The organism is Arthrobacter sp. NPDC093125 (genome assembly GCF_044754225.1).
GTDB lineage: Bacteria > Actinomycetota > Actinomycetes > Actinomycetales > Micrococcaceae > Arthrobacter.
Genome location: NZ_JBIVOQ010000011.1, coordinates 30,702 through 47,502, shown reverse-complemented (window position 1 = coordinate 47,502; position 16,801 = coordinate 30,702). Strand labels below are relative to the sequence as shown.

The window sequence follows — 16,801 nt, the reverse complement described above, 5'->3', positions numbered from 1 at the left end:
AGTTGCCAGTTTCGCGCCCATGATTCCAGCCGTAACTTGTAGGGCATGGGAATCAAAAGCGTAATTATCACAGGATCCGGGTCGGGCATCGGCCGAGCTATTGCTCTGGCATTTGTCGAAGCAGGCTATGAAGTCTATGCCAGTGATATCTCAGAGGAACGTCTCGCAGAGACCCGCCGTGAGCTCGGCTCTCCGGAGTCGCTGCACACGCGGGTCGTGGATGTCAGTGACTACCACTCAGTGTCCGCTCTGGTGGACGAGGTCGTGGATAAGACGGGCAAGCTTGACGTCTTGGTCAACAGCGCCGGGGTCTTCGACGGATACGCCGACGTGCTTGAGACGACTCCCGAGTTGTGGGCCAAGATCATCGGAGTCAATCTGACAGGCACCTTCTACGGTTGCCGTGCGGCGGCACAAGTAATGACGAAGCAGAACTCCGGCCGAATCATTACCATCGGTTCCGTCGCAGGCCAAAGGGGCGCAGCGGACGGAATCTCCTATGTCACTTCCAAAGCCGGGATTGAGGGGCTTACCCGACGGCTCGCCATCGACGTTGCGCCTCACGGGGTAACTGCAAACGTCGTCGCTCCTGGCGTCATCAAGACAAACCTTCGAGCGACGTCCGAGGAAATCCTGGGCGATCTCGTCTCAACCCAGCAGCGAGGCATTGGCGTCTCGCCCGAGATCATGGACTTCCTTATTCCTGCAAAACGTTCGGGCGAACCTTCAGAAGTCGCGAGTGTGGTCCTGTTCCTCGCTTCCGATGCTGCGGGCTATGTCAACGGACAGACCATTCAGGTCGATGGCGGCTGGAACGCCACGTAATCTGCCCGACCCTCAGTAGTCAGCCCACTACCAAAGGCCCCGGACGTGGGGCCACCATGAACTGGAGCGAGGCTTTCGCTGGGCTCCGAGAAGTGAAAGGTGTCTTAGTGATCAGGACAGCATTGACCGAAGCCCTCGGTCTTCAATACCCCATTTGTTCGGCAGGTATGGCTCGTGTTGCCCAAGCTGAACTCGTTACGGCGGTCAGCAATGCAGGCGGCTTGGGTTGTCTAGGCGGAGTGAGCTTCATGCCGGATAACCTTCGCGCCGAAATCAAGAAGATCGAAGCTGGCACCGACAAACCCTATGCCGTTAACCTCCTGCTCCCCGACTCGCTCACTACTGAGGATGAAGCACAGTGGGCACCGGTACGCGAGTTGTGGCAGTCACTTTCGGGGGCCGATCAGGAAAAGCTGGCGGGTGTGGAAGCACTCCTGACGCCTGGTGCAGTAGCAGACCAGGTCCAGATCGTTTTAGACGCAGCACCTGCTGCCGTTGTCCTGACCTTCGCTACGCCCGATTGGTTCATCAAAGAATGCAAGGATCGCGGAATCACTGTTTTCTCGCTTGTCGGCTCCGTGGGCAAGGCTAAGGAAGCCAGCGCGGCAGGCGTTGACTTCATTGTCGCGCAAGGAACTGAAGCCGGAGGTCATACAGGATACGCGTCAACTATGACCCTCGTCCCTGCTGTCATAGACGTCGTAGATCAACCGGTTCTGGCTGCCGGAGGCATCGCTGACGGTCGCGGGCTGGCAGCTTCCCTGGCCTTGGGGGCAGCAGGTGTATGGGTTGGAACGCGATTCATTGCCAGCCCCGAAGCCTACGGTCACAACAACTTCAAAAACCGTGTGGTCGAGGGATCGTTCAAAGACAGCACCATCACCTACTCATACAGCGGCAAGCGCATGCGTGCATTCCAAAACAAGTGGACCTCGGAATGGGAATCTGCTGAAAAGAAGCCCGCCGGCTTCCCCGGCCAGTACGCCGTGGCGGGTACCCGCGTCGAGACCGGCTACCAGGACGGCGACATGGAATTTGGAATGATGCCGGTCGGCCAGACGATGCAGCTGGTGCATGAGATTCTTCCGGCCGGCCAGATCGTCGAGAATATGGCAACAGATGCAGAGAACATCCTGAAAGGGCTTGGGGCTGGAAAATAGCGGGCCTGCGGCCCGAAGGCCCATAGCGCCCGCTGAGTCTGCGCCTAGGCTGACTCAGCGGGCCTAACCAGCGTGTTCCAACTCTCAATTCAAAGTGAGCGGATATGAAAAACTCGTCAACCGAGCAGAAAAGTTGCGTCTCAGCCCTCGAAGAAGTCGCGGGTCGCTTCCCCAACCACGCGGCAATCATCGATGGCGACGCAACCATCAGCTATGGGGACCTTCAAGCGTCAATCGAACACCGCGCGGAAATTCTGACTAAAGCCGGCCTAAAGCCTGGTCATCGCGTGGCCCTCATAGCAGAAAGCTCGGCCGACTATCTTGCAACCGCTTTGGCAGTATGGCGCAGCGGCGGCGTCTTGGTAACTGTCTACCCTTCATCGGGGCCAGGGGATTTGGAATACGCCATTGATATAAGCGACCCTGCCCTGATCGTTACCTCCCCAAGCGTTGATCGTACGCTGATCACTCCTGCATCAAGGAACGCGCCCATTGTCGACATAACAAAATTCCAGGTCACCGAGGTTCGGCATGACGCTTCACCCAACCCAGAGGGTCTTCGCGAGCCACTCTCCATGATTTGTTTCTCGTCCGGCACTACGAGCCGCCCGAAAGCGATCATGCTCTCAGCGGCAGCCATTTACAACTGCGCGGATACATATGGCGAAGTCTGGCACCTCTCTCCCGAAGATACAGCAATCATTTGTCTGCCTATGGCTTGGCTCTATGGGCTAGCCAGCACATCCTTGGCTGTTTTGCTACGCGGCGGGACAGTGGTGATTGTCCGCAGGGCACGTCCGGAAATGATAGCTCCTGCCATCGAGAAGCACTCCGCCACTTTCCTGGCGGGAGTCACTGCGACCTTCGGAAAGCTGGCGCAGTACGCTGAACAGCACGGCAAGGGACATCCTGCATTTCCGTCCCTTCGGCTTTGCATCTCAGGCGGAGAACCAAGAAATGAGGCCGCGTTCAGCCGCTGGCAGGAGCAAACCGGCCTGCCTGTCCTCGACGCTTACTGCGCTTCCGAATGCCTGCCCCTGGTGACGTATGACCCTGTCGCCAATCCGACACCCAAACCAGGGTCCGCTGGCAAGCTGGTGCCTCGCTCGAAACTGAAGGTTCTTGACGCCAACGGAAGCGAAGTCCCGACGGGACAAATCGGTGAAGCGTACTCCAGTGGGCCCGGGCTAATGCTTGGATACTGGCGAGACGACGAACAAACGCGAAGCGTCATCACCGATGACGGCTGGTACCGGACCAAAGACCTGGTCCGGGTGGATGAGGATGGCTTCGTTTATGTGGTGGGCCGACTGTCGGACGTCATCATCCGTGGTGGGACGAACATATCTCCGGCTGAAGTTGAGCGCGTGCTGCAGCAACACCAATCCGTCGGTGAGGTTGCAGTCGTAGGCATCCCCGACGACATCTATGGCCAGCGTGTCGTGGCGGCAGTCGTTCCCCAACCAGGTGCTTCACTGGACGCCGACGATCTGAAGGCATTCACTGCCGCAAGGCTCTCGTCCTACAAGGTACCCAGCCAATTCATCACCGTCGATGCACTCCCAGTGAATTTGACAACCGGAAAAGTCAGCAGGCGGGACGTGGTATCGCTTCTGACCACAGAAGCGAAGCAGACCAGTTAATAGTGGCGAACTTCAGAGACGAGTTAGGACAGACGAAATGAACCTCGACAAAGCCGGAGTGGTGGTCGTAGGCGGCGGAATCGTAGGTGTAACAACCGCGTATTTCCTGGCGACAAAGGGGCACGACGTGGTGCTCCTCGAACAGCGTGAACTTGGGCACGGGGCCTCCGGGCGGAACTTGGGATTCCTCCACATGCAGAATCGCCACGGCGATTATGCAGTAAAACTGACGCGCGCCGGCAGGGCCCTCTACGACGACTTCGCTGAAATTCTCGGGCCAGCCTTCGAGTATAGAAGCAATGGCGCGATGACGTTTTTCTACACGGACGACCAGCGCCGCGTCTACAAGGAATTTGTCGAAGCGCGCATTGCCGACGGATTCAAAGCAGAACTTCTCGATGACCAAGCCGCTCACGAAGCCGCCCCTATCTTGCCTCCCGATGTTATCGGCGCCACCTTCAGCCCGGAGGACGGCCAGATCCGCACGCCGAAGTTCGTCCGCGCCCTGGCTCAGGAATGCCGGCGACTGGGCGTTCGCATACGTGAAAACACGCCTGTCCTGGGCCTGCTGCGCAACGGCTCAAAGGTAGTAGGTGTAAGAACAATCGGCGGCGACGTCTCGGCGGATAAGGTTGTTTGGGCAACCGGCGTCTGGTCAACGATGCTGGAAACAGAAGGCGTCACGGTACCCATCAAGCCGCACAGGCTTGGGGCTGTACTGCTCGCGCCTGTGGAGGAAAAACTCGACAAGATCCTGAATGGGCCGCTGGCGGCCAAGCAATATGCCCACATCCGCAACCTCCCCAGTTACAAGGATGAGTACTTCACATCGCCTTCCGAGGATCACTCACACGGCCTCGAGCATATGGAGTGTGTCGCCAAAACCGAGAACGGAAATCTTTTCATCGGCTGCCCCATGGACTACCCGGACCAGCTCGATGACCGGATGCCGGCGGCAGGCCTGAAGCTGGCCATCGATTCATTGCTCAGAACCTTTCCCAACTACAGGAGTCTGGGTATTGAAAGCGCATGGGCTGGACTTGTTCCGGCAACAGCAGATTCCCTACCCATCGTTGACGAGGTGGAAGAGCTTCCTGGGCTAATCCTTGCTACAGGCCACGTCTATGGCAACCTGGCCGGGCCGATTACAGGGCGCCTGGTCGCCGAGCTGATATCAGGCGAGAAGCTCAGTCTCTCCCTGGATGAACTGTCCCTCTACCGGCCATCCCTCGCTACGCCGGTTGACGGAGTCATCAGGTATTAACGCTGCCCGGCGTCCGGACCTCAAAGCATCCTAAGAAAGCTACAAAGAAGTGGAGCACACACCTTGACTACAAATCTCCTCGGCACGACCAACGCCTCGGCCGTGCGGTACCTTGACGAGCTGGAACTCGGGCAGGGTTGGACTTCGGCAGGCCGCACCGTTACCGAATTCGACGTCGTAACCTTTGCCACGTGGTCCGGCGACATGCATCCCCTACACACAAATGAGGAATACGCCAAGACAACCGAATTCGGAACCAGGCTCTTCCACGGCCCCGGAGCGCTCTCCCTGGCCTTCGGGCTCGAAATGGCTTTGGGGTGGAAGAACGGCTCCGCCATCGCATTTCTGGGCATCGACAACTGGAACCTGCGCGCTCCCATTCGAATCGGTGACACCATCACTGTCCGTGAAGAGGTGATTGGCATCAAGCCATCGACCAGCAAACCGGACCGCGGTGTTGTGACTACCCGGGTCCAGATTCTGAACCAGAACGGGATTGTTTGCCAGGAAGGCGACTGGATCGTTCTCCTGTCCCGACGGCCAGTCTAGGCCTGCACGTCCCACACGGGACGGTTCACCATGTCTAAATTCGCCAAAGAAAGTTGACTGCAGTGCCACTTCATCTGCCCGAGGGCAAACGCCTGGCCGTTTCCCTTAGCCCTGACTTTGATGCCCAAAGCGTCTGGCTGGGCACCTTCCGCTCCACATCCCAGTCCCTGATGTCACGGGGTGAATTCGGTGCCTTAGTCGGCGCCCCACGGCTCCTTGAAGTGTTTCGCCGCTACGGAATAACGACAACCTGGTGCGTCCCGACACATACGATCCAAACCTTCCGCAGTTCCGTGGACGCGATCGTAGAGTCCGGCCACGAAATTGGCGCCCACGGCGTGTATCACGAGTATGTTCCTGCACTTGAACGGGACGAAGAACGGCGGCTTCTGGAACTGCAGATACGGCAGCACGAACAGCTCCTTGGTCGACGTCCCAGGGGCTACCGCTCCCCCGCACTTGACGTTACTGACAACACACTTGATCTGCTGGAAGAGTTCGGGTTCGACTGGGATTCGTCACTGATGGGCAGGGATTTTGAACCTTACCGACCTCGCATGGTCGTGGAAGTAAGCCAGGAAGAGGGAAACACGTTTGGCCCTGAGAGCAGGGTCCTGGAGTTTCCCGTGTCTTGGTTCCTTGATGACTTCCCTGAACTTGAATCCTTTAAGGGCAGCCCCCTTATGCAAAGCAACGAGACTGTGCTGGCACGCTGGATTGACAGCTTCAACTTCGCTTATGAAAGATGCCCAGGCGGCGCGATGACTTGGACCCTGCACCCGCAGACCATCGGACGGGCGCATAACCTCCTCATGCTTGAAAGGTTCCTCGACCACGTCACCTCCTTCGAGGGTGTGTGGTTTCCGACTCTCTCCGAGCTGTTCGACTGCTGGCACGATGAAGGCTCTCCCGCCCCTACCGGCATCAGCACCACGTCCAAGCCCGCCAAACTTGAAAGGACAGCACCATGACCCGGCTGCTTCTCATAGGACCTCCCGGAGCAGGCAAAGGGACACAGGCCCGCTGGATTGCAGAAAAACTGGGCATCGTCGCGGTCTCGACGGGTGACATCTTCCGTCAGAACGTCCAAAGCCAGTCCCCGCTGGGCCTGGCCGCAGCGTCCTACATAAATGCAGGCGAATTCGTACCCGATTCCATAACTAATGCAATGGTTCGCGACCGTTTAGCGCAGCAGGATGTACGCCATGGATTCCTGCTGGACGGATACCCTCGCACTCCCGGCCAGGTGAATTTTCTCGACGAGACTCTTGCGGAGAGAGGGCTGGAACTGGACGTAGTACTGCAACTCACCGCTGACACGGAGGAATTGGTTGAACGCCTGCTCAAGCGGGCAAACCGTGAAAATCGCGCTGACGACACAGCAGAGATCATACGTCACAGAATGGCGCTCTACTTCGAGCAGACAACCGCCGTAACCGATCTTTACCTGGAGCGCGGCATCCTCACCAAGGTCGAGGGGGCCGGCGCTATATCCGACGTATCAGACAGAATCTCGGTGGCTTTGGACGTGGCACTGGGACTGCTGGCGGAGACGCCCTGCTAGTCGGTCTGGAACGCAAACTAGGGCTGGGCTCTTAGGAGACCAGCCCTGGTTTTTTCTGCCGCCGCCGAGCAGCAGGACCTCAGCGTGCAGGGGCCCGGACCACACCCGCTCTTTCGACCGTGGGCCTGGCATAAGGCAATACCTCCGCTGCCTCGACGTCAGCCGGCTTTCGGCCTCGAACCACCTGGCCCGAAGACTTAGGCCTGGGCTGTTGAACCCGCCCGAGCTCAAGGGCTGTCAGCGCCAGAAAAACAGAGGAGACGGCCCCAGGTTCCCTCAGGTTGATACCCAAAATTTCCTCAGCTTTTGCCAGCCGGTAGCGAAGCGAATTGTGATGTATCTCAAGGTAATCCGCGGCGGCATTGATGTTCTGAGCATGCGCGAAGTATGTCTGCAGGCCCTCGACAAGCAACTCCCGCCCTTCCAGTGGCTTGAGGAACTCCTGGGCCCACATGATCATCTTGTCAAAGCCGACATCTGCGAACAGCCTCGTCGCATAATCAAAGTCTTCGTAGGCCATCATTTTAGGACCGCGGGAGCTCCGATGAAGCGTCCGTACGCCGAGCTGGGCGTCTTGGTAAGAGTCCAGGATGTCGCCCAGCCCGTGGATACTGCGTCCAACGCCAATGTGGGCACCGGGAAGTTTCGAGCCTTCGGCAACGACGATTCGTCGGAAGGTCTGGACACTGCATTGGGCGGTTATCGTTACGGACTTATCCTTAGCGGTCATGAGGTACGCGATGGACTGCGACTCCAAGGCCTTGCCTAGCAACTCGGACAGATCGTCCATATCCGGCAATGACCGCGAGGCCACCGAAGAACGTATCGGACGGAAAACAATGGTTCGCAGCTCTTCGGTGAAGGAAAGGCCGAAGGCTAGAATTCGACCGGCCAGTTCTGGGTTGTGCGGCTCCCGACGCAAGGCCAGCGCTTCCTCGAGCACCGCGGTCCGGATCGCCCGCTCTTGCTGTCGGGCAGCCACCGCCATCCGCTGACTCGCCTCAACCAGTGTGGCCGCTACGTGGGCCGCAGACGTTGAATAGGCATCAGGAAAATTTGGGCGCCGTGCAGTAACGACCAGCCAGCCGAAGTGTGATTCGGCCTCAACAGGCGCCGAAATCCTGGCCGCGACCCCGCGCCACCCGTCAGCGTCTACCTTCTGGGAATCAGCCTCGGTTCGGGCAATCTCATCGAACAGAATTGACATGGGTATGGGCCCTGTGGCATACACCGAGTGACCTGACTTGTCGATTAGAACAGCGGCGGCGTTGCAGATAGTAGCCAGCCGGTTCAGGAGTGCAGGGATGGGATCGGCTTCCGTCATGGCCTGGCTGAGCGACCGCTGCAACGAAGCCAACTTCCTGGAAACGGCCTCTTCCGGCACCTGCATTGAACGGTAGATGGACATGACGACATCGGCCACATTCAGGTTCGCATCGACCGCGACGACGATGTCGTTCCGGCCCAGGGCTTGGATGTCGTCTTTCGGCGCAGAGGCTGTTGAGGCTATAAAGATCACGCGCTCCGGGCCGCCAAGCTGCCCCAAAAACTCCTTAAGGTCATCAAAGCTTTCCACGCGAGGGCAGACAACCACAATGTCAGGGTCCAGGGGCAGGTCTTCAGGCTTCAGCAAAACAACCGCACCACTGACCTGCGTGGACAGGCGGGACTCATCCCCTGCGACGAGTCTCGCCGCGGGACCCAAGTCCGCCAGCACGGTTCCCAGCGGCACGGAGGTCGAATCAAGAATCATAAGGGAACTCTCTCGGAAAGAGACCGGGACGGACGGATGCACTCCGCCTGTCGGTTTCGCCCAGATTAGCCCACGATCGCCTCCGTTCTATTGTGACAATTCTAACTCTTTGGATGATTTATTGGACGGATAACAATTACGGTGGCAATGCCAGCCTCCTAACGTCTGTCGTAGGAGCCTCGAAACTTCGGCACCAGTCTGAGAACCTGAAATGACAGCTCAACTGACTGGCACGCTGGACGTACATGCAGCAAATGAGAAAGCTTGCATTGTGCAGTTCGCATCCGTGCTTTCGGACCCTGCGATCTGGAAGACTAACGAGAGAGGCCTAGGGCAGGCCCCCAGCAGGAAGGAAACGTGCGATGAGCGCTGACACCCTGGCGACCGGCGACATTGTGGTCGTAGGAGCAGGAATAGTAGGCCTCTGCACAGCTTGGGAGCTGCGCAAGAGGGGGTTCGACGTCGTCGTTGTTGAACAGCGGTTCCCTGCGTACGGCGCATCCGGTCGCAACCCCGGTTCCATCTGGCTGCAGACTCGGCGTGCCGGGACTGAACTTGCATTGGCTAAGGCAGGCAGGGACAAGTACCAGGAGTTCTTGCAGGAGTTTGGTGACGTCTTCGACCTTCGTAATCAGGGCGGACTTTTCTTCTTTGAAAACGAGGAGCAGGGCCGGGTGCTGGAGGATTACGTGTCCAACCGACGGGCGGCCGGCTTGGACATCACCATGGTCAACCGGGAGGAGGCGCTAAAGCATTCCTCTATTCTTCCCGACAGTGCTATCGGTGCTGTCTTCTGCGCGGACGACGCCCAAATCGACGGTGTGCAGTTCGTCAACGCGTTGGCCGCCGCTTGCATCCGGGCGGGCATTCGCACCTTTGAGAATACGTCCGTACTTTCTACATTGCGGCACGGGGAAACTGTCACTGGAGTACGTACTGTTCGAGGCGAAATCCATGCCTCGGGTGTCGTTTGGGCAACAGGGGCATGGTCCACAAACCTCCGGGCCGAGGGCATTGACGTGCCGATCGGCACCGCCCGGGTAGGTCAGATGTTGACTCAACCCGTTGACACCCACGTCAATGCCATAATGCATGGCCCGCGAGGCGTATATGGGTGCGGCGCGCTCACTGATCTTCCGACGTACGACCCAACGATTTTCGCTGCACCGAACGGCGCCTCGCCGGGCGTCCCGGACGCTGGAACAGGTTCTTTATCAGTCGGCTATGACGACTCAATCGCTCAAAACCGCGGCGGCTCAATATTTATTGGCAACAGTCTGGATGGGCGGGGCTCGCTCAACCCTCACATCAGCATCAACGCTACAAATGCCATGGTTTCGACGACGCTGGACAGATACAACAGCCTTGCCGATTACGGCGTCACCGGCCTCTGGGCCGGCCTGGGAAGCGAAACGTCTGACCACCTGCCGATTGTAGATCGTGCTGACGGCGCCTACATCAACGTTGGTCATGCGTGGGGCGTCGCCAGCGGACCCGTCTGCGGCCAGGTAATGGCTGAGATCATCGCCGCCGAAACGAGTAGCTTTGCCGGGGACCTGGGAATGAATAGACCTACGCTCACAATTGGCGACGAGCAGTCCTCCTAGACCCCACCTTTCAGTGCCGACATTAGATGCTTCAGCTACCGGCACGTCCCAAAAGCCCTGCTAACCGGTAGTTGGCTGGCCGTACCTGCGTGCGTTGAACTGGGCCCGTTTTGGTGCTCGCCTGCGGATCGTTTGCGTCCTCCCAGGATGATGGATCAGCAGGCATACCCACGCTTTGGCATTCGAACCAAACTCCTGCCCGTTCTTTGATAATCCTCCTAATGTTCAGGCCTTAAGCTCTCCGTTAATGTCAGAGGCATAACTTAGCCCGGGCAGCATCGCAACGGGTCTGAACCATGTCACCTCAACCTTGATGCTTTTCTACGACTTGACCGCCATTTCATCGGCTTCAACCAGCGGGACGTAAGTAGAAGAACCTCCGTCCAGAGGCGGCCGAATTCTCAGACAGGAGATTCCTATGACCAAGGCGTCACTAAAGGTAGCCACTACTCAGTTCGAGCTTCGACCCGAGAAGTCCCTCCAGGAGTATCTGGGCCATATGGAGGGACTCGTGAAACGTGCGGCGGAACAAAAGGCAGAGCTTGTGCTTTTCCCTGAACTGGCAAGCACAGGACTTCTGGGGGCAATTGATGACCATGAAGTCACAACCGCCACCATCACATCAGACTATTGGAAGTTCCTCCCGGAGTTTACGGAGGCCATCGTCCACGACCTCCGCAGGATGGCCAAAGAGCATAACATAGTCATCGCGGGCGGTAGCCACAATCGCGTCGCGGATGATGGATCACTAAGAAATACCGCCTTTATCGCCCACCCGGACGGACGGGTTGAATCTCAGGACAAAATTCACCTCACACCCCAAGAGCATTCACTTGGCGCCAAAGGCGGCGACGAACTACTCGTGACAAAGATCGGCCCATTCACGGTGGGACTTCTGATCTGCGCCGATATCCAGTTCCCAGAACTGTCACGCTACCTCGTCCATAAAGGAGTAGACCTGATACTCTGCCCGTCTTTGACTTGGAATCGTCGAGGGATACACCGGGTACGAACCGGGTGCCAGGCTCGGGCTATCGAGAACCAGCTGTATGTCGTTATGTCGCCGTTGATCAGCACCAGCGGTTTACCGACTGATTCACCGATGTATGCAGTGGGCAAGGCACTCGTGTCCGTGCCCGTGGATAAGACTGTGGGAATCAACGATGGAATTTTGGCGACGACGGAATCGAGCGAAGAAGAACTGCTTATCGCAGACCTGGATCATGACTTGCTGGTTGCCTCACGGGCGACACCAGAAGCCCCCGGCTTGGCCCTTCGGAGACTTGATCTCTACGCAAAGCTTCAGGCGGAAATGGGTGCCTGATGCCTCTTCACCATCACCGGGTCAGGAACCACGAGGTTGACTCGCAGGGATTCCTTTTCAACAGCCGTTACCTTGAAGTCGCCGATGTGGCGATGACCGAATTCTTTCGCAGCATTGGCTGGCCCTACTCCAAACTGGTGGCAGAAGGTACTGATCCGTCAGTAATCAGCGCAATAGTGTCTTTCAAGGCCCCCGCGTACTTTGATGACGATCTCGATGTTGACGTGAAGTGCACCAAGGTAGGGAACTCAAGCTTCCGTTTGGATGTCGTGATCAGTCGTGACGAGACCGAGCTGGCGAACGTTGAGCTCGTCTACGTCAACGTCGACGCAACAAAAGCCCGTTCACGTCCTCTTCCGGAGGCCGTAGCACTAGCACTTCGCGCTGCCTTAGACGAATGATCCACCTCCGACCTGACTAAGAGCACCGCCATCTCTCCACCCGCAGGAGACGCCTTTGCCCTGCGGTCGAAAAACCAACATACAACCTGAGGACAAACCCCGTGGCCGTAACTTTAAATCTCAAGCCAGCCTTTGATTCCAATAACGTCAACGACTTTGGTCCTGCCAAGATCGAACACAGAACTGCAGCTTCTGGCCTCGCCCAACTCGGTACCTACTTTATGACCTTCCAGGAGGCTGGTTTCAGCGAGCCATGGACCGTTCAGTACGAGGAGACGATATACGTCATTGAAGGCCAGGCGCGTCTCGTCATTATTGACGGTGAAACTGAGGACATCCTGATCGGAGATCCTGACGAGCTGCTCGTTCTTCCAAAGGGAACGACTGTCCAGTATGGAGCGCTTCCCGGCACGCGACTCCTTTTGTCCATCGCGCCGGTCAATTGGCGTGAGGCTGGCGCTTAAGTAGGGGCGCAATAGCGCACTCCTAACCGCTATATCGTAGGCATCCCGTTTCGTGAGAGAACGACACGTGTCAGTGACGGTCGAAAACTGAGCCATTGTGACGGTTGAAAACTCACCCACCCATTCCAAACGATTGGGTGGGTGATCACAGTGGAGGATTGGGCGCTTATTCGGCGGTTGCATCTTGCCGAGGGTGAATCGATGAGGTCGATAGCGGCGCGGCTGGGTATTTCCCGGAACACTGTCGCGAAAGCGGTCAGCGCTGATTATCCGCCAGCATACGTGCGTGCGCCGCAGGACTCCGGGATCAAGGCGGTGGAGCCGGCGATCAGGGCGCTCCTGAGGGGAACCCGGATGCCGGCGACGTGCTCGCGCAGCGGGTGGGCTGGTCCGGGTCCGCGGCATGGTTCCGGGAGAACGTCGCCAGGATCCGGCCGGAGCATGCCCCTGCGGATCCCGCGGACCGGATCAGTTCGAACCCGGTGACCAGGCGCAGTGCGACCTGTGGTTCCCGGAGGTGTGGATGCCCGTCGGGACCGGAAAACCCATGCTGGTGATGGTGTCCTCGCATTCACGATTCATCATGGCAAGGATGATCCCCTCCCGGATGACCGGGGACCTGCTGGCCGGCTGTGGGAGCTGATCGGGTCCCTGGGTGCGGTTCCGCGGAGACTGATCTGGGACAACGAAACCGGCATCGGGCGGCGGAACAGCTCTGCCGCCGGAGTCGCGGCCTTCGCCGGGGTCCTCGCGACCAGGATCGTGCAGGTCAAGCCCTACGACCCGGAGAGCAAGGCGTCGTGGAGCGGACGAACCAGTTCCTGGAGAGCTCGTTCCTGCCCGGCCGGACCTTCGTCTCGTCCGAGGACTTCAACGCCCAGCTCGCGTGGTGGCTGCCAAAGCCAGCGCCCGGCTGATCCGGCGGACCGGCGCCCGGCCTGAGGAGTTGATCGGCCAGGACAAGGCGGCGATGCTGGGACTGCCGACGGTTCCGCCCGTGACCGGATTCGCCGCCCGGGTCCGGCTTCCACGGGAGTACTACGTCCGGATGGGATCCAACGACTACTCCGTCCACCGGCAGGCCATCGGGAGGTTCGTCCATGTCACTGCAGACCTGAAACGGTCACGATCAGCCTGGACGTGCATCGGCAGCCACCCCCGGTCCTGGGGAACGGGCCTGACGATCACCGATCCGGACCACGTCGAGGCCGCCCGGACGCTGCGGAAAGCCTTCCAGAACCTGGCACCCGCCGGAGACACAGCAGCTTCGCGACCTGGCTGACTACGACCGGGCGTTCGGTGTCGTACTCGATGACGGGCAGGTCGCCTGATGCCCGACGCCAAGGAAACCGCCGGCCAGATCGAGTACTACTCCCGGGCCATGAAGGCACCCGTTATCCGGGAAGCAGCGGCCCGCGGCTCGCGGACCAGGCCCGCGACAACGGCTGGACCCACGAGGAGTACCTCGCCGCGGTCCTGTCCCGGGAAGTCGCCGCCAGGGAAGCATCCGGAGCCGAAGCCCGCGCCCGGGCAGCCGGATTTCCTGCCCGCAAATCACTCGAGGTCTTCAACTTCGACCACCGGTCCGGACTCAAAGGCGACACCATCTCGCACCTGGCCACGGGAGCGTTCCTCACCAAACCTTCCAACATCGTCCTGCTCTGGCCACCCGGGACCGGCAAAACACATCTCGCCACCGGGTTGGGGCTGCGCGTCACCCAGCTGGGCCATCGCGTCCTGTTCGCGACCGCCATCGACTTCTGTCATCAGGATGGGCGGCTTCGTCACAGTCAACTCAGGAACTTCGCCTGACCAGCCCGTGACTTCCACAAGTGCATGTTGTGCTGTCGTAGCCTGCGAAAGACTCGATGAGGGCCTGTCAGCTGTGAGGACATTAGGATTGCCGTGGCGACAGAATGATGGGTCATCAAGCGCCGGATCGTACCAGGCCCCGGCTGAAAGTTGAACGACGCCTCGTCGTAGGGCCGCCGAGACGACCAGGCCGGCCAAGCAACTGCCGCGGTCGTTTCGAACCAGGACAATCTGTCCGTCGGTGAGGCCGCGCGCTGCTGCATCTTCAGGGTTCATGCGAATCGGCTCTCGTCCCTGGATTTTTGCTTTCTGACTTGTGGCACCGATGTCCAGCTGGCTGTGTAGTTTCGTCTTCGGCTGGTTCGCGATGAGATGCAGCGGGTAGGCACCCGCCGAGCCAAGCCACTCGTCAGGCTCCAACCAAACAGGATGGCCGGGACAATCCACGTAACCAAAATTCTCGATGGTGGATGAAAAGATTTCAATCTTGCCACTGGGCGTGGCCAGGGGGTTCATCTCCGGATCCCGTCGGAACGCCGAAAACAGAACCTGGTCGGGTTCAATGACCGGTATTTCTATTTTCTCGGTCTCCCAAAAGGTGTCGAAATCAACGACTTCGATGCCGCGCTCAGCAAGCTTTTTCTGCCACCCGTCATACAGATGGCGGAGCCAGCCCATAGTGTCCCGATTCTGGGTGAAGACGTCACCTCGACCAAGCTTTCCCGCTATAGCGGCGAAGATGTCATAGTCATCCCGCGCCTGGCCAGCCGGTGCTGTGAGAGCATGCATCGGGAAGAATGAAGGATCGTTACGACCCGCACCATAATCGTTTCGCTCGAAGGACATGGTGGCTGGAAGCACTATGTCAGCATGCCTTGCCGTGCTGGTCCAGAATTGTTCGTTGACGATGACAGTGGCAGGCTTGGACCATGCCCTCCGGAAGCGCGCCAGGTCCTGGTGGTGATGGAACGGATTACCGCCAGCCCAGTAGATCAACTCGATTTCCGGCAGGGTGATCCGCTCACCGTTGAAATCGATCTGACTGCCTGGTTCGAGCAGCATGTCTGAAATTCTTGCGACAGGAATAAAGGACGTCTCGGGGTTACGCCCCTGCGGGAATGAGGGCGCGCTGGATACTCGCAGGGGTAGCCCGACGTCGGCGGAGGAACCATATCCGTGCTGGAACCCACCACCGGGCAGCCCTATCTGTCCAAGCATCGCTGCCAACGTCACCCCCAGCCAGATAGGCTGCTCGCCGTGCTGCTGCCGCTGCATGGACCAACTGAGGTTGATCATCGTTCGCGAGGCCGCCATGTCACGCGCCAAGCGCACAATCCGATCGGCGGGAATGGTTGTTAGCTTCTCAGCCCAGCGAGCGTCTTTGGGGATGCCATCAACCTCGCCACGTAGGTACGGCAGGAATTTGTCCATACCAACGCAATACCGGGAGAGGAAATCATGGTCGGCGAGGTTTTCAGAATCAAGCACGTACGCGAGTGCCAGCATTAAGGCAGCATCACTGCCGGGCAGTGGGGCGATCCATTCCGCGTTGGCTTCGCTGTACGTGTCATCCGCGATCGGAGCTACGTCAATGAATCGGCATCCTCGAGCTACTGCCTTCCGGATCGCGTCTCTGGCGACATGCCGGCCAATTCCGCCAGGACCAATGCCGCTATTCTTTTCCGACAGGCCACCAAAGGCGACGAACAGTTCCGTGTTTTCAGTGACCACGCTCCATGACGTTGCACGAGCCATGACCTGGTCCGGGGTGGCAGCGATGATGTGCGGCAACAGCACCCCGGACGCGCCATAGCTGTAGTCCGAAACGCCGGCAACATACCCTCCCAGAGAGTTAAGAAATCTATGGATCTGGCTTTGAGCATGATGGAACCGCCCCGCGCTGGCCCATCCATAGGAACAGCCGTATACAGCCGAGGGACCCTTCTCGGAGTAGACCCGTCCTAGTTCTGCACTGACCAATTCGATAGCCCGTTCCCAGGAAACCTCCACAAAGGGTTCATTCCCCCGGCCTGACCCAGCACCTGGTCCGTGTTCCAACCAACCCGAACGGACCGCTGGGCGGAGTACGCGTGTGGGGTGGTGCTGCGCTGAAGCCACGTTGTTCAAGATGTCACGGGGGTCCGGATCACCAGACCAAGGTTTGACGGACCTGAGTGACTTGCCATCACTTTCAGCTTCGAACGCTCCCCAGTGTGTCAAATGCGTGCGCATGCTTCCGTCCCTTTGGGTGCTTTCCTAGTCGACCGCGCTTGAATCTCCGTCGCCGTTATCTCAGAGATGGCCCTCTGGTCCGGCACTTCAGGCGCTTCAGTCCGCTTTTGAACCAATTTAGTTCGAGGTCGCCTGCACGAAAATTGGAGAAGAGCCGACAGCCCACTGAAGAGGTCGTGGGATCTCCAAGAACGGAATTTTCA

General features: G+C 58.7%; 13 protein-coding genes and 2 pseudogenes. 13 read left to right on the top strand and 2 right to left on the bottom strand.

Annotated features, from left to right (window positions below; genetic code table 11):
• Positions 1-45 precede the first annotated feature (45 nt).
• The 7 genes from ACIP9X_RS17105 to ACIP9X_RS17075 all read left to right on the top strand — a co-directional run bounded on the left by ACIP9X_RS17105 (position 46) and on the right by ACIP9X_RS17075 (position 7,005).
• Entirely contained in the window at positions 46-825 is a 780-nt protein-coding gene (locus ACIP9X_RS17105; RefSeq protein ID WP_400480951.1) for an SDR family NAD(P)-dependent oxidoreductase, read from the top strand.
• Positions 826-932: 107 nt separating this feature from the next.
• Positions 933-1,985 (top strand): NAD(P)H-dependent flavin oxidoreductase, encoded by a 1,053-nt coding sequence (locus ACIP9X_RS17100; protein ID WP_400480950.1) that lies wholly within the window; start codon positions 933-935, stop codon positions 1,983-1,985.
• 104 nt (positions 1,986-2,089) lie between these two features.
• The gene (locus ACIP9X_RS17095; protein ID WP_400480949.1) at positions 2,090-3,628 is read left to right on the top strand and encodes a class I adenylate-forming enzyme family protein; all 1,539 of its coding nucleotides are present in this window, start codon (positions 2,090-2,092) and stop codon (positions 3,626-3,628) included.
• A gap of 37 nt (positions 3,629-3,665) precedes the next feature.
• Positions 3,666-4,892: an NAD(P)/FAD-dependent oxidoreductase gene (locus ACIP9X_RS17090; protein ID WP_400480948.1), complete on the top strand. Its 1,227-nt coding sequence runs from the start codon at positions 3,666-3,668 to the stop codon at positions 4,890-4,892.
• 63 nt (positions 4,893-4,955) lie between these two features.
• Positions 4,956-5,441: a MaoC/PaaZ C-terminal domain-containing protein gene (locus ACIP9X_RS17085; RefSeq protein ID WP_400480947.1), complete on the top strand. Its 486-nt coding sequence runs from the start codon at positions 4,956-4,958 to the stop codon at positions 5,439-5,441.
• Between the two features lie 62 nt (positions 5,442-5,503).
• Positions 5,504-6,412, top strand: coding sequence for a polysaccharide deacetylase (locus tag ACIP9X_RS17080; protein WP_400480946.1), 909 nt, complete (start codon positions 5,504-5,506; stop codon positions 6,410-6,412).
• Positions 6,409-7,005: an adenylate kinase gene (locus ACIP9X_RS17075; RefSeq protein WP_400480945.1), complete on the top strand. Its 597-nt coding sequence runs from the start codon at positions 6,409-6,411 to the stop codon at positions 7,003-7,005. Before ACIP9X_RS17080 ends, ACIP9X_RS17075 begins: the two co-directional genes overlap by 4 nt.
• 79 nt (positions 7,006-7,084) lie before the next feature.
• Here ACIP9X_RS17075 and ACIP9X_RS17070 read toward each other — a convergent pair whose 3' ends face one another.
• Positions 7,085-8,758 (bottom strand): PucR family transcriptional regulator, encoded by a 1,674-nt coding sequence (locus tag ACIP9X_RS17070; protein ID WP_400480944.1) that lies wholly within the window; start codon positions 8,756-8,758, stop codon positions 7,085-7,087.
• Between the two features lie 362 nt (positions 8,759-9,120).
• Between ACIP9X_RS17070 and ACIP9X_RS17065 the strand changes: the two genes are divergently transcribed.
• The 6 genes and pseudogenes from ACIP9X_RS17065 to ACIP9X_RS17040 all read left to right on the top strand — a co-directional run bounded on the left by ACIP9X_RS17065 (position 9,121) and on the right by ACIP9X_RS17040 (position 14,366).
• Entirely contained in the window at positions 9,121-10,365 is a 1,245-nt protein-coding gene (locus ACIP9X_RS17065; protein WP_400480943.1) for an NAD(P)/FAD-dependent oxidoreductase, read from the top strand.
• 418 nt (positions 10,366-10,783) lie between these two features.
• Positions 10,784-11,689, top strand: coding sequence for a nitrilase-related carbon-nitrogen hydrolase (locus ACIP9X_RS17060; protein WP_400480942.1), 906 nt, complete (start codon positions 10,784-10,786; stop codon positions 11,687-11,689).
• Complete coding sequence (locus ACIP9X_RS17055; RefSeq protein ID WP_400480941.1) at positions 11,689-12,090, top strand: acyl-CoA thioesterase; 402 nt, start codon at positions 11,689-11,691, stop codon at positions 12,088-12,090. Before ACIP9X_RS17060 ends, ACIP9X_RS17055 begins: the two co-directional genes overlap by 1 nt.
• Positions 12,091-12,191: 101 nt before the next feature.
• Positions 12,192-12,554 (top strand): hypothetical protein, encoded by a 363-nt coding sequence (locus tag ACIP9X_RS17050; RefSeq protein WP_400480940.1) that lies wholly within the window; start codon positions 12,192-12,194, stop codon positions 12,552-12,554.
• Positions 12,555-12,704: 150 nt separating this feature from the next.
• Positions 12,705-13,885 (top strand): annotated as a pseudogene (gene istA / locus ACIP9X_RS17045) (IS21 family transposase).
• Positions 13,866-14,366 (top strand): ATP-binding protein, encoded by a 501-nt coding sequence (locus ACIP9X_RS17040; protein WP_400480939.1) that lies wholly within the window; start codon positions 13,866-13,868, stop codon positions 14,364-14,366. Before istA ends, ACIP9X_RS17040 begins: the two are co-directional and overlap by 20 nt.
• Positions 14,367-14,402: 36 nt before the next feature.
• Here the strand turns inward: ACIP9X_RS17040 and ACIP9X_RS17035 are convergent.
• Positions 14,403-16,598 (bottom strand): annotated as a pseudogene (locus tag ACIP9X_RS17035) (molybdopterin guanine dinucleotide-containing S/N-oxide reductase); the annotation flags it as partial.
• Positions 16,599-16,801: the final 203 nt, after the last annotated feature.